Origin of the sequence: Stella humosa (assembly GCF_006738645.1) — a bacterium.
In the GTDB taxonomy this organism is placed as follows: domain Bacteria; phylum Pseudomonadota; class Alphaproteobacteria; order ATCC43930; family Allostellaceae; genus Allostella; species Allostella humosa.
Window position 1 is genome coordinate 3,538,756 of record NZ_AP019700.1, and the last position, 13,233, is coordinate 3,551,988.

The 13,233-nt window shown below is 69.8% G+C and carries 12 protein-coding genes and 1 pseudogene; 9 read left to right on the top strand and 4 right to left on the bottom strand.

Annotated elements, in window-relative coordinates:
- Positions 1 to 31: 31 nt before the first annotated feature.
- Positions 32 to 922 (bottom strand): NAD(P)-dependent oxidoreductase, encoded by an 891-nt coding sequence (locus STVA_RS16580; RefSeq protein WP_123695187.1) that lies wholly within the window; start codon positions 920 to 922, stop codon positions 32 to 34.
- A 144-nt stretch (positions 923 to 1,066) separates the two neighbouring features.
- Here STVA_RS16580 and STVA_RS16585 point away from each other — a divergent pair, with 144 nt between their 5' ends.
- The 3 genes from STVA_RS16585 to STVA_RS16595 all read left to right on the top strand — a co-directional run bounded on the left by STVA_RS16585 (position 1,067) and on the right by STVA_RS16595 (position 4,055).
- A complete protein-coding gene (locus tag STVA_RS16585; protein WP_123695189.1) occupies positions 1,067 to 2,344 on the top strand; it encodes an aspartate aminotransferase family protein in 1,278 nt (425 codons plus the stop codon).
- 167 nt (positions 2,345 to 2,511) lie between these two features.
- A complete protein-coding gene (locus tag STVA_RS16590; protein WP_142235795.1) occupies positions 2,512 to 3,480 on the top strand; it encodes a hypothetical protein in 969 nt (322 codons plus the stop codon).
- 11 nt (positions 3,481 to 3,491) lie between these two features.
- Complete coding sequence (locus STVA_RS16595; protein ID WP_123695193.1) at positions 3,492 to 4,055, top strand: NUDIX hydrolase; 564 nt, start codon at positions 3,492 to 3,494, stop codon at positions 4,053 to 4,055.
- Here STVA_RS16595 and STVA_RS16600 read toward each other — a convergent pair.
- Complete coding sequence (locus tag STVA_RS16600; protein ID WP_123695195.1) at positions 4,052 to 4,951, bottom strand: LysR substrate-binding domain-containing protein; 900 nt, start codon at positions 4,949 to 4,951, stop codon at positions 4,052 to 4,054. The two genes, STVA_RS16595 and STVA_RS16600, sit on opposite strands and share 4 nt — an antisense overlap.
- A 104-nt stretch (positions 4,952 to 5,055) precedes the next feature.
- Between STVA_RS16600 and STVA_RS16605 the strand changes: the two genes are divergently transcribed.
- From STVA_RS16605 to STVA_RS16630, 6 genes and pseudogenes are all read left to right on the top strand, one after another.
- Positions 5,056 to 6,447, top strand: a complete 1,392-nt coding sequence (locus STVA_RS16605; RefSeq protein ID WP_123695197.1) for a M20/M25/M40 family metallo-hydrolase — start codon at positions 5,056 to 5,058, stop codon at positions 6,445 to 6,447.
- Between the two features lie 103 nt (positions 6,448 to 6,550).
- Positions 6,551 to 8,158, top strand: a complete 1,608-nt coding sequence (locus tag STVA_RS16610) for an ABC transporter substrate-binding protein (RefSeq protein ID WP_123695199.1) — start codon at positions 6,551 to 6,553, stop codon at positions 8,156 to 8,158.
- A 43-nt stretch (positions 8,159 to 8,201) separates the two neighbouring features.
- Positions 8,202 to 9,179 (top strand): ABC transporter permease, encoded by a 978-nt coding sequence (locus STVA_RS16615; protein WP_123695200.1) that lies wholly within the window; start codon positions 8,202 to 8,204, stop codon positions 9,177 to 9,179.
- Positions 9,180 to 9,189: 10 nt separating this feature from the next.
- Positions 9,190 to 10,026, top strand: coding sequence for an ABC transporter permease (locus tag STVA_RS16620; RefSeq protein WP_179955406.1), 837 nt, complete (start codon positions 9,190 to 9,192; stop codon positions 10,024 to 10,026).
- Complete coding sequence (locus STVA_RS16625) at positions 10,023 to 10,997, top strand: ABC transporter ATP-binding protein (protein ID WP_123695202.1); 975 nt, start codon at positions 10,023 to 10,025, stop codon at positions 10,995 to 10,997. The genes STVA_RS16620 and STVA_RS16625 overlap by 4 nt, the downstream gene beginning before the upstream one ends.
- 56 nt (positions 10,998 to 11,053) lie before the next feature.
- Positions 11,054 to 11,827, top strand: a pseudogene (locus STVA_RS16630) (ATP-binding cassette domain-containing protein); the annotation flags it as partial.
- Between the two features lie 152 nt (positions 11,828 to 11,979).
- On the opposite strand, the gene STVA_RS16635 reads toward STVA_RS16630, so the two are convergent.
- Together STVA_RS16635 and STVA_RS16640 are read right to left on the bottom strand one after the other, a co-directional pair.
- A complete protein-coding gene (locus tag STVA_RS16635; protein WP_123695206.1) occupies positions 11,980 to 12,609 on the bottom strand; it encodes a hypothetical protein in 630 nt (209 codons plus the stop codon).
- Between the two features lie 5 nt (positions 12,610 to 12,614).
- Entirely contained in the window at positions 12,615 to 13,232 is a 618-nt protein-coding gene (locus STVA_RS16640; protein ID WP_123695208.1) for a hypothetical protein, read from the bottom strand.
- Between the last annotated feature and the right edge of the window lies 1 nt (position 13,233).

Below are 13,233 nucleotides of genomic sequence, written 5' to 3' on the forward strand. Positions count from 1 at the left end.
ACAGCCTTGCACGCGCCGGGCCGGCCGACCACTACCGCTGGCGCGAATCGCGCGCGCGCACCGCGTCGACCAGCTTGCTCTCATTCTGATGCTGGGTGCCATCGGCCACCAGCAGGCGGAAGGCCGCCGCCGCCCCCGCCCCCATGGTAGAGGCCACGCCCATGGCACGCGCATGCGCCAGCCCATAGGCCGTGTCCTTCAGCCGCCACTTGCCCGAGAAGACCACATCCTCGGCATGGCGGCCGCGCAGCATGAGTGGCGCGTTGCGCACCACCTGTGGGCTGGCCGAGCCGCCCTTGGACAGGGCCTGGACGACCTGGCCCAGGTCGAGGCCGGCGCGCTCAGCCGTGACCAGCCCCTCGGCCAGTGCCGCGATCTGGATCGAGCCCATCAGGTTGACGATCAGCTTGTAGGCATTGCCGGCCCCGACCGGGCCGAAATGGATCACCTCGGTCGCGATGGCCGCAAACACCGGGGCGAGTGCGTCCGCATCCGCCTTGTCGGCGCCCAGGAACAGGGTCAGCCGGCCGGCGGCGGCCGCATCGGGCAGGCCGGTGACGGGGCAGTCGACGAAGCGCAGGCCCTGCCCGCGCGCCCGCGCCGCCAGGGCGGCGATCCAGCGGTGCGAGATGGTCGAGCATTCGACGGCAAAAGCACGCGGCGCCGTGCGCGCGGCCAGCGCGCCGTCGCGGCCCAGCCACATGTGGCGGGAGGCTGCGTCGTCGCCCACCATGGAAAAGACGATCTCGGCCCCGGCCGCGGCCTCTCGCGGGGTGGCGGCAGCAGTTGCCCCCTGCTGCACGAGCGGCGCGGCGCGGCCGGGGGAGCGGTTGTAGACGGCGACGCCGTGGCCGGCCGCCAGCAGGCGCCGGGCCATGCCGATGCCCATGTTGCCGAGCCCGAGAAATGCCACCCTGCGCATACCGGCCTCCCCTGCCGATCCATAAATTTCCCTCGCAATTTTCCGAGAGAAATTAATTTGATTAATGGTACGCCGGCCGTTCTTCTCTCACGCCTGGACGGCGGCTGTCGACCGCCCCCGCTCATCCTGCCGAAGGGAACGCCGATGCCGCCCGAGATCGCCGCCCGCGCGCTTGCCGCCTTTCCCGCCGGGGTCGCCAATGGCGAGTTCGGCCTGCCGCCCGACCTGCTGGTGGCGATCGAGCGCGGCCAGGGCTGCCGCCTGTGGGACAGCAGCGGCAAGGAGTACCTCGACTTCTCGATGGGCTGGGGCTCGTCGCTGGTCGGTCATGCACGCCCCGAGGTGGTCGAGGCGGTCGTCCGCCAGGCGCCGCTCGGCTCCAACTTCGCCTATCTCAACACCCAGGTGCTGGCCCTGGCAGAGGAGATCCGCCGCGCGTGCCCCGGCGTCGAGCGCCTGCGCTTCTGCGCATCCGGCACCGAGGCCACGATGTACTGCCAGCGCGTGGCGCGCGCCGTTTCCGGCCGGGCCAAGATCCTGAAGTTCGAAGGCGCCTATCACGGGGCCAACGAGGCCGGCGTCACCAGCCTCTTCCCCAGCCAGGACCTGGAATTCCCGCAGCCGGAACTGACGAGCGCCGGCACGCCGTCGGCCGCCCACGAGCTGCTGGTCGCTCCCTGGAACGACCTGGAGCGCACCGAGGCGATCCTGCGCGCGCACCGGGGCGAGCTGGCCGGCATCATCATGGAGCCGCTGCAACGCTGCACCCCGCCGCTGCCGGGCTTCCTGGAGGGCGTGCGGCGGATCGCGACCGAGCTTGGCCTGATCCTGATCTTCGACGAGGTAGTGACCGGCTTTCGCCTGGCCTATGGCGGCGCCCAGGAGTTCTATGGCGTCGTCCCGGACCTGGTCGCTTATGGCAAGGCGCTGGGCGGTGGCTACCCGATCGGCGCCTTCGGCGGGCGCGCCGAGCTGATGGACTGGGTCGACGAGGCCCGCATCGGCAGCGCCCGCTATGTCTGGATGGCCTCCACGCTGGGCGGCAACCCGATCTCGACGGCGGCTGCCAACGCCGCACTGGGTGTCTTCCGCCAGCCCGGCACCTACGAGCACCTGCACGGCCTGGGCCGGGAGTTCCGGGCGATGCTGGCCCAGGTGCTGACCGACCGCCAGATCACCGGCCAGATCATCGGCGACGGCCCGCTGGCGCAGATCGTCTTCAGCGACCAGCCGGTGATGGACTATCGCTCCACCAAGCGTGGCGACAGGAACCGCGCGCGGCGGATGATGCTGGGCCTGTTCGCCCGCGGCGTGTTCCTGAACCCGATGGGGACGAAACTCTATCTGTCGCTGGCGCACGACCGCGCCACTTGCGCCGCCTTCTGCGATCGCCTGTCGGACGCCCTGGCGGAGACGGCGTAGGCGGCGGCCCCCTCGCGGGTATGGCTGCCTGCACGTTTTTCGCGGGCGAACGAGGCTCCATCTATTTTCGCGGGCGAACGAGGCTCCATCTATGCTAAATTTGCACTCAAGCATCCTCCAGGCGGAACCATTCCAAGGAGGAGGATCTTGAAACAAATCTTAGTGCAATGCGGCAAGATAACCCCATCCTCTTTCATCTCGGTTTGCCGAAGACAGCGACGACCGCCCTACAGCAACACGTCTTTCCGTTGATGCAGGATGTTGTCTATCTGGGCCCGAAGGGCAGCCGGATCGACGATCCTCGCCTGAAACAGGCGGCGAACCTGCTGGTTTCAACCATCAAGTTCAGGCCGCGGGAGATCGTCACGGCCAGCCGGCTGCCCGCCGCCTTGCTCGATGCCGCGGATGCCGTCCTGCAACTGGGACGGCCGGTCCTCTTCTCGGAGGAGACGCTGGCGACGAGCGCCACCCAGCTCGACTACGATCGCATTCCCCTGGTCCCACTGGCATTGGCGCGTCTGTTCGGGGACCGCCTGGGCGCCGCCATCGTGCTGCGCGAGCCGCTGGCCTTCATCGCCTCGCTGCTGCTGCAGAAGATGTGGAGCAGGCCGCATTCCAGCCAGGCGACGAAGACGGGCGGCGGCTGGCCCGGGCCTCGCGACATCCTCGACCTCCATCTGGCGGCCGCGGACAGGCAGGATCCGCGCTTCATCTTCACGTCCGCATGCCGCTACGACCGGATCATCGAGGCGTACCGCAAGGCCCTCGGGCCGGGGCTGGCGCTCTTCGCCTACGAGCCCCTGTTCGATGAACGGCGGCTGTATCGCCACGCCTTCTCGGACCTGCTCGGCACCGCACCGGCCGATGGCGAGATCGGCCATGAGAATCCGAGTTCCGAAGACAAGCGCCTGGAAATGGCCAGCCGCTACCTCGGTCGCCAAGCCGACCCGCAGCAGATCTTGCAGTTCGCCGCTGCCTGGGCGGACCTGCCTGACATCGTGACCCAGGACTCCCGACTCGTGGCCTACGCGGAGCGCCACTGCATGACCCCCTATGCCGAGGCCCTTCGGGCGACCGAAGCCTTGGCATCCCGCCGTCCGCGGGCCGACCTTGGACGCCGTCGCGCGATAGGCTAATGGCGTAGCCGATGCACGCCACCTACTCCGCCCTGGTCGACACCTACCTGCGCCACTTTCCAGACGAAGCGACCGCACTCGACAGCCTGCGCCAGCGCTTGGCCATACCCGACGACCCGCACGACCGCACGACCATGGCCGGCCACATCACCGGCAGCGGCATCATCCTGGACGAGCAGGGCCGGGTCCTGCTGATCTTCCACGAGGTCCTGCAACGCTGGCTGCAGCCGGGCGGCCATGTCGAAGCGGGCGAGTGGGCCTGGCAGGGCGTGCTGCGCGAGATGTGCGAGGAGACCGGCGCCGCCACCGCCCGCATCATCCCCTGGTGCGAGGACGAGCGGGTGCCGTTCGACATCGACATCCACCCGATCCCGGCCCGCCCGTCCAAGGGCGAGGCGCTGCACCTGCATTTCGACTTCCGCTACCTCGTGCGCCTGGAAGGCCAGTTGGCCGACCGCGGGCCCGAGGGCGAGGTCGGCGACGTGCGCTGGTTCACCCCGGGCGAGGACGAGGGCCGGCTGGTCTGTGTCGCAGCCGCGATGGAGAAGCTGGCGCGACGCGGAGGCACCGTCTAGGGGGCCGCCCGCAAGGCGCTGTCCGGGCGCCCGCCCGGCAGGGCCAGCGCCACCTGGAAGAAGGCCTTGATCGACTTGCGCATCCACTCGCTCTTCAGGCAGGCGACATAGTCGGTGCTGCCGATCACGTCGCCGGCGATCGGGATGGCGGCGAGCCGGTCGGTCAGGCTGGCTTCCAGTTCCCACACGATGCCGAGGCCGAGGCCGGCCGCGACGGCCGCGCACAGGGCCTCGCGGCTGCCCAGTTCCAGGACCGTGCGCGGAACGGCGCCGGCCTTGGCCAGGGCCTCCTCGACCAGGCGCTGGGTCATCGACCCTTCCTCCCGCCCGACCATGGGCTGGCCGTCCAGCTCGGACAGGTCGATCGCCGCGCGCCCGGCCCAGGGATGGTCGCGGGCGACGATGACGATGCCGCGATGGTGCCACAGCGGCACGGCGTGGATTTGCGGGTGCCCGGCCACGCCCGGCAGGATGGCGATGTCGGCGCGGCGGTCCAGCAGTTCCTGGCGCACGAAGCGGCTGTTGCCGAGCGCCACCGACAGGCCGACGTTCGGGTGGCGGGCGATGAAGCGGGCGAAGATGCCCATGACGATGTGCGGCCCATCGACCGCCAGGCGAAGCTGCCCCTGCTCCAGCTCGTGCGAGGCGGTCAGCGTCTCGCGGATCTGCTCTTCCAGCCCGGCCAGCCGGCGCGACATCTTGAAGAGCCGCGCCCCCAGTTCGGTCAAGGTGACCGTGCGCCCCTGGCGCAGCAACAGCTTGACGCCGTAGCGCTCCTCCAGCGCCTTCACCTGGATGGTAAGGGCCGGCTGCGTCACCCCCAGCACCTCGGCCGCGCGGGAGAAGCTGCCCTCGCGGGCGACGGCATCGAAGGCGCGGATCTGGGTGTAGATCATCCCCTTCTATTAATTTTTCTTACAGTACCGTTCAAATTCTAAATTTCCCTGACCCTCCAAACTTGGCGAAGATCGCCGCGACGGCATGCAATCCAGGGGGCGAGATGGCTGAAGGGCTGAAACGGGCGCTGGAGCTGGCCGCCGCCGGCCGCGAGCGGAGCGTCGCGGCGCTGGCCGAGCTGGTGCGCATCCCCAGCCTGACCGGCGAGGAAGGCCCGGCGCAGCGCCACATGGCCAGCCGCCTGGCCGAGCTGGGCGCCGAGGTCGACGTGACCGAGCCCGACGTGGTGGAGATGTTCCGCCGCTTCCCCGATGTCGCCCAGTACCCCACCCACTGGCAGCACGACCTGATCCTGCCCTACGACCAGTTGCCGACGGCCGAAGCCCTGGCCGCCAGCGGGCTGGAGGAGGTGCTCAACTATCGCGGCCGGCCCAACGTCGTCGGCGTCTTCCGCGGCACCGGCGGCGGCCGCTCGCTGATCCTGAACGGCCATATCGACACGGTCACGGTCGAGCCCAGCGGCGAGTGGACCAAGGACCCGTTCGGGGCCGAGATCGAAGGCGGCATGATGTATGGCCGCGGCACGTCCGACATGAAGGGCGGGCTGATGGCGGCGATGATGGCGCTGGCCTGGCTGAAGGAAGCCGGCGTGACGCTGCGCGGCGACGTCATCTACCAGTCGGTCGTGAACGAGGAGCATGCCGGCAACGGCACGCTCGACCTCGTCCGCCGCGGCATCACGGCCGACGCCGCCATCGTGCTGGAGCCGACCAACAACGGCATCGCCGTCAGCCATCCGGGTGGGCTCTACTGGCAGGTGCGGGTGCCGGGCACCCAGCGCTCTCCGGGTGCCCGCTGGGCGGGCGACCGCCAGGACGGGGTCAGCGCCATCGAGAAGCTGCCGGCGGTCATCGGCGCGCTGCTGGCCCTCGAACAAGGCTACAACGCCAAGCGCAGCGACGACCCGATGGAAGCCGGCCGCGCGCCCTTCGCGCTCGTCATCGGCAAGGTGTCGGGCGGCCACTACGAGACGGTGACGGCGGGCGAAGTGCTGCTGAAGGGCGGCACCTACTTCTCGCCGGCCGTGGGTGACGTGGGCGAGGTGATGGAGGGCTTCCGCCAAGCGGTCGCCGCCGCCAACGCGTCCGACCCGTTCCTGGCCGCCAACCCGGCCCGGCTGGAATTCCTGCACCACGACGACAGCACCCGGCAGAGCCCGCAGATCCCCCTCGCCCGCCATATCGGCGAGGTCATCCAGCGCCGCGGCGGCCAGGGCGAGCCCTGCCCCGGCCCCTTCTGCTGCGACATGCGCCACCTGGTGAACCAGGGCGGCATCCCGGCGGTCATCTTCGGCCCCGGCACCATTGCGCAGGCGCACAAGCCGGACGAGCATATCGCGGTCGACGAGTACCTGGAATCGATCGAGCACCTGATCGAGTTCATCTGGCACTGGTGCAACGAAGACGCGGAGCCGAAGGCGAACGACCGGTTCTAGGTCGTCCGCCATCCGGACAATCCGCGGCAAGAGCGAACAGGGACGACGGCTCGACGGGACAGAAAAGACGAGCCACGGCACGCATACTGCAGGGAGATCGAGCATGACGATCAATAGCTTGACCAAGGCCATCCTCGCGGCGGCGTCGGCAATGGCGCTGGCCGGGACGGCGGCTGCCCAGTGTCCCAAGACCGGCGGCACGCTGACCTATCTCTACCACCCGGAGCCGACGGCCCTGTCCACTGTCGCCACCTCGGCGGTGCCGGTAGCAATCGTCGCCACCAAGATCTACGAGAGCCTGCTGACCTTCGAGGGCGCGGGCATGACGCCGCGGCCGGGCCTGGCCGAATCCTGGACCGTGTCGGACGACCAGAAGACCTACACCTTCAAGCTGCGCCAGAGCGTGAAGTGGCACGACGGCAAGCCCTTCAGCGCCGACGACGTGAAGTACAGCATCGAGAAGGTCATCCGCCCCTTCATGTCGCGCGGCCGGGTCTATTTCGGCGACGTCGAGGCGATCGACACGCCCGACGCCAACACCGTGGTCTTCCGCCTGAAGGCGCCCGTCCCCTACTTCCTCAGCGTCTTCCAGCCGGGCGAGACGCCGATCCTGCCCAAGCACATCCTGGAGACGATCGACACCAGTGCGGCCGGCCCGATCCGCCAGTCCTCGCTGATGCGCCAGCCGGTCGGCACCGGCCCCTTCAAGCTGAAGGAATGGACGCGCGGCAGCCACGTCATCCTGGAGCGCAACCCGGACTATTGGCGCAAGGGCTATCCCTGCCTCGACCAGCTCGTCCTGCGCGTCCTGCCGGACGGCGCGGCCCGCGCCATCGCCATGGAAAGCGGCGAGGCCGACGTGGCGCCGATGAGCGCCTTGCCCGAGGCCGAGATCGAGCGCATCGCCAAGCTGCCGCACATCCAGGCCACCAAGGAAGGGGCGGAGGCACTCGGCCCCAACATGTGGCTGGAAGTGAACCTGCGCGAGAAGCCGCTGGCCGACGTAAAGGTGCGCCAGGCCATCAGCATGGCGCTCGACCGCAGCCGCATCGTCGACGTCATCTGGTACGGCCAGGGCACGCCCGCCACGGGCCCCATCGTCAGCGGCAACCCCAACTTCTACAACAAGGCCCTCAAGCCCTACGTCTACGACCAGCGGGCGGCCAACCGGCTGCTCGACGAGGCCGGCTACAAGCGCGGCGCCGACGGCGTCCGCTTCCGCCTGTCGCAGCACTTCCTGCCCTATGGCGAGACCTGGGTGCGGCTCGGCGAATACATCCGCCAGGAGCTGGGCAAGGTCGGCATCGCCGTCGACACCAAGAGCGTCGACCTGGCCGGCTGGCTGAAGGCGATCTACACCGACTGGGACTTCAACCTGACCAGCACCTTCAGCCACAACTATTCCGACCCGACGATCGGCGTGCAGCGCACCTTCATCTCATCCAGCATCAACAAGGGCGCGACCTTCACCAACTCCATGGGCTATCGCAACGCCCGGGTGGACGAGCTGTTCGCCAAGGCCGCGCGGGAGACGGACAAGACCGCGCGCAAGGCGCAGTTCGACGAGATCCAGCAGATCATGCATGACGAGCTGCCGGTCATCTTCCTGGTCGAGCTGTCCTACACCTCGGTCTGGAACAAGCGGGTGCACGGCCTGATCACCAACGGCATCTCGATGTATTCGAGCTGGGACGGGGTCTGGAAGGACTGAGGCCAGGCACTCAGCCGACCCCAAGGCCATCGGACCTGCCCCGATGTCCCCCACGCTGACCTTCATCGTCCGCCGCCTGGTGCAGCTAGTGCCGGTGGTGCTGGCCATCGCCGCGCTCAACTTCGCGCTGCTGCACCTGGCGCCGGGCGACGTGGCCGACATCATCGCCGCCTCGACCGGCGGGTCGTCGGTCGAGTTCGTCGAGGAACTGCGTCGCAGCTTCGGCCTCGACCGGCCGCTCTACGAGCAGTTCTTTATCTTCATCGGCCGCCTGCTGGTGTTCGACCTCGGCTGGTCGCACATCCAGCAGGCCCCGGTGCTGGAGCTGGTGGCCGAGCGCATCCCGGCCACCCTGCTCCTGATGCTGGCCGCCATCGTGGTGGCGGTCGTGGTCGGCATGCTGCTCGGCATCCTGGCCGCCATGCGCCATCGCGGCTGGATCGACGGCGTGCTCTCGGTACTGGCCCTCATCGTCTATGCCACGCCGCAATTCTGGCTGGGCCTGATGCTGATCGTCCTCTTCTCGGTGACGCTGGGCGTGCTGCCGTCCGGCGGCATGATGACGATCGCTACCCAGATGGGCTGGCTCGCGCGTGCGGCCGACATCGGCCGCCACCTGGTGCTGCCCTCGCTGACACTGGGGCTCTTCTACGTCGCCCTCTATACCCGGCTGATGCGCGCCTCGATGCTGGAGGTGTTCACACTGGACTTCATCACGACGGCGCGCGCCAAGGGCCTGTCCGAGACGCGGATCGGCTTCGTCCATGCCGCCCGCAACGCGCTGCTGCCGGTGGTCACGCTGGCTGGGGTGCAGATCGGCCATATCCTGGGCGGCTCCATCCTGGTGGAGACGGTGTTCGGCTGGCCGGGCCTGGGCCGGCTGGTGTTCGACGCGCTGCTGCAACGCGACCTGCCGCTGCTGCTGGGCGTGCTGCTGGTCTCGTCCGTGGTGGTCGTCCTGGTCAACCTCGCGGTCGACGTCCTCTACGGCCTGCTCGACCCCCGGATCGTGCAGAAGTGAGCGGGCAGAAATGACGGGCCTGCTGATCTTCTGGCGCCGCTTCCGGCGCAACTGGGCGGCCGTGGCCGGGCTGGCGGTGCTACTGCTCGTCGTGGCGGCGGCCGTCTTCGGGCCGATGCTATATCCGCTCGACCCGTTCGACATGGTGGGCCGGCCGACCCAGCCGCCTTCGGCACGCTTCCTGCTGGGCACCGACGTATCGGGCCGCGACATCCTGGCCGGCCTGCTGCACGGTGCGCGGGTGTCGCTGGTGGTCGGCATCGTCGCCAGCCTGGTCGCGACCGCCGTCGGCCTGCTGATCGGCGCCGTGGCCGGCTACTATGGCGGCGCGGTCGACAACGTGCTGATGCGCTGCACCGACTTCTTCCTGACCATTCCGTCCTTCGTGCTGGCGATCGTCATCGTCGCCATCTTCCAGCCGACGATCGCCACCGTGACCGCGGCGATCGCGGCCGTCTCCTGGCCGTCGGTCGCGCGCCTGGTTCGGGGCGAGTTCATCGCCCAGCGCGACCGCGACTATGTCCGCGCCTGCCGTGCGCTCGGCATGAAGGACTGGGAGATCATCCTGCGGCAGATCCTGCCCAACGCCCTGCCACCCGTCATCGTCGTCTCGTCGCTGATGGTGGCGACCGCGATCCTGACCGAATCCGGCCTGTCGTTCCTGGGCCTCAGCGACCCGGACGTCATCTCCTGGGGTTACCAGATCGGCGTCGGCCGAACGGTTCTGCGGGTCGCCTGGTGGATGTCGGCCATCCCCGGCATCACCATCCTGGTGACCGTGCTCGCGATAAACCTGGTCGGCGAGGGGCTGAACGACGCGCTGAACCCGCGGCTGCAGCAGCGATGACGGCCCTGCTCGAGGTCGAGGACCTCTCCGTCCATTTCCAGACCGTGCGCGGTACGGTGCGGGCGGTGCAGGACCTGTCGTTCAAGGTCGAGCGCGGGCAGACGGTGGCGCTGGTCGGCGAATCCGGCTCGGGCAAGAGCACGGCCGCCCTGTCGCTGCTGCGCCTGTTGCCCGCCGGGTCGGCCAGAATCGCGGCCGGCCGTGTCCTGCTGGACGGGCGCGACCTGCTGGCGCTGACCGACCGGCAGTTGCGTGACGTCCGCGGGTCCCAGGTCGGCATGATCTTCCAGGACCCGATGATGGCGCTCAATCCCGTCTACACGATCGGGCGCCAGGTGGCCGAGACCCTGCGGCTGCACCAGGGCCTGGCCGGGCCGGCGGCCGAGGCGCGCGTGGTTGAGCTGCTGCGCCGGGTGCAGGTGCCGGCCCCAGAGCAGCGCATCCACCAGTACCCGCACAATCTGTCGGGCGGCATGCGCCAGCGGGTGATGATGGCGATGGCGCTCGCCTGCGGCCCCTCGCTGCTGATTGCCGACGAGCCGACGACCGCCCTCGACGTCACCGTCCAGGCCCAGGTGCTGACGTTGATCGATCGGCTGAAAGCCGAGCTGGGGATGGCCGTGCTGCTGATCACCCACGACCTGGCGGTGGTGTGGGAGACGGCGCAGCGGGTCATCGTCCTCTATGCCGGCCGCAAGGTCGAGGAAGGGCCGGTGGCCGAGATCCTGACCCGCCCGCGCCACCCCTACACCATGGGCCTGCTGCGCGCCGCCCAATGGCAGGAGGACGGGGACCGGCTGGCCGAGATCCCCGGCACGGTCCCCTCGCCCCACGCCATGCCGCCCGGCTGCGCCTTCGCCCCGCGCTGCGCCATGGCCGTCGACCATTGCCGGACGGCGCCGCCGCCGCTCCGCACCCTGGCGCCGGGCCATGTCGCCGCCTGCTTCCGCGCCGAGGAGATCGCGGCATGACCGCGCCCGTCCTGGAAGCAAGAGACCTAGCCAAGCGCTTCCCGATCGCGGGCGGGATGGGACGCAGCGGCCGTGTGGTGCACGCGCTGAACGGGGTGTCGCTGGCCGTCGAGGCGGGCGAGACGCTGGCAGTGGTCGGCGAATCCGGCTGCGGCAAGTCCACGCTCGCCAACTGCCTGACAGGGCTGATGCCGCCCAGCGCCGGCAGCTTCCTGCTGCAGGGGGAGGATGCGACGGCGATGCTGCGCCAGGACCCCATGCGCTTCCGCCGCAGCGTGCAGATCGTCTTCCAGGACCCCTATGCCAGCCTGAACCCGCGCCGCCGGATCGCCGACACGGTGGGCGACGCCTTGCGCATCCATGGCTTGGGCCCCCGCCGCGACCGGCGCGGGCGGGTGGCCGAGCTCCTGGCCGAGGTGGGGTTGGCCGAGGAGCATCTCGACCGCTATCCGCACGAGCTGTCGGGCGGCCAGCGCCAGCGCGTGGCGATTGCCCGCGCCCTGGCGGTCGAGCCCGTGGTCGTCATCTGCGACGAGCCGGTATCGGCGCTGGACGTGTCGATCCAGGCCCAGGTCATCAACCTGCTGCGCGACGTGCAGCGCCGGCGCGGCGTCGCCTACCTCTTCATCTCGCACAACCTGGCACTGGTCCGGCACATCGCGCGGCGCATCGCCGTCATGTATCTGGGCGAGGTGGTGGAGATCGGCAGCACGGCGGCGCTGAACCGCCGGATGCTGCACCCCTATTCGCGCGCGCTGTTCGCGGCCGCACCCGAGATCGGCCGCGCCGCCGACGCCCCCGGCCGGCCGCCGCCGCTGTCGGGCGACGTGCCGAGCCCGATCGACCCGCCGCCCGGCTGCCGCTTCCACACCCGCTGCCCACACGCAGGCCCGCTGCAAGGTCGAGGCGCCGGCGCTGCGGCCGGTCGACGACCGGCTGGTCCGCTGCCACTTCGCCGAGGAGATCGCCGAAGCGGCCTGAGCTACTGCCGCCGGTTGAACAGGTTCATCGGCAGCGGCATGCGGCGGAAGCCGGCCGGCACCGTAAGCTGGGCACGATCGACGTTGCCGACGCGCAGGTTGCGCAGTTCCTGCACCACCCGGGTGCGCTTGCCCTGCCGGCGGACGTCGAGGTCGGCGCGGACCATGATGTTATCGCCCGTGACCCAGGCAACGCCGGTGATGCGATCACCGCGGTCGTTGGTGCCGTCCACCTGGTGCTTGCGGGCGCGCACCCCGTTCACCGTCTCGACCGCCAGCGGACGGGCGGTCCAGTGCAGCGACAGCAGTTCGCCCACGCCCGGCACCAGGGCGATGTCGGCATCCATGGCGACGCGCTGGTCCGGCATCAGCAGCGTGGCGCGGCGCGCGCCCTGGTCGATCAGGACGATGCGGCGCAGGCCGTCCGTCACCATCTCGCGCCGCTCCAGCAGGCCCTGGCCCGTGACCCGCATATCGTAGCTGCGCCGGCCGAGCTGGAGCGTGGCATCGGCGGTGTAGGCCGCGGTCGGCGGACCGAACGGGCCATAGCCCTGGGCCTCGGCGGCTGCCGGCAGCCCCAGCGCCAGCAGCAGGAGGGCGCAAAGCCGCGCCAGAATCGTTCGGGCCAGCATGGCGGTCACTGGCGCATGACGGGCGGCGAGGCCGGGCCGCCGCCGGCCGGCATCTGCATGCGCTTGTAGCCGGCGGGCACGGCGAACAGGGCGGGATCGACCGGGCCGACTTTGAGGTTGGTCAGTTCCTGCACCACGCGCGCGGTCTGGCCGTCCTCGGTCGCGTCCAGCTCGGACTTGACCGGGATCTTGTCGGCGGTCAACCAGACGTGGCCCACGACCCGGTCGCCGTTGGCTGCCTTGCCGTCGATATGGTGCTTGGTCGTCGCCAGCCCGCCCACCTGCTCGGGGCCTACGACCTGCGTCGTCCATTTCATGGCGTCCGGACCGGCCTCGTCGCCCATGTCGACCTCCATCGCCGTCTTGTCCTCGACCAGCAGCATCATCGCCTTCTTGCCGGCATGGTCGATCAGCATGGTGTGGGCCATCTCGCCGTCCTTCACCTCGCGCCGCTCACGCGGGCCGTCGGCATGGATGCGCGCGGTCATGGTCTGGCCGTCGGCGGTGACGCGGCTGTCGGCCGAATAGGGCGTGGTCGGGAAGCCGAACGGCCCGAACTCGGCCGCCGTCGCCGCGGGCACGAAGGACAGGAGGGCCAGCGCGACGAGGGTGGGGAATCTCATG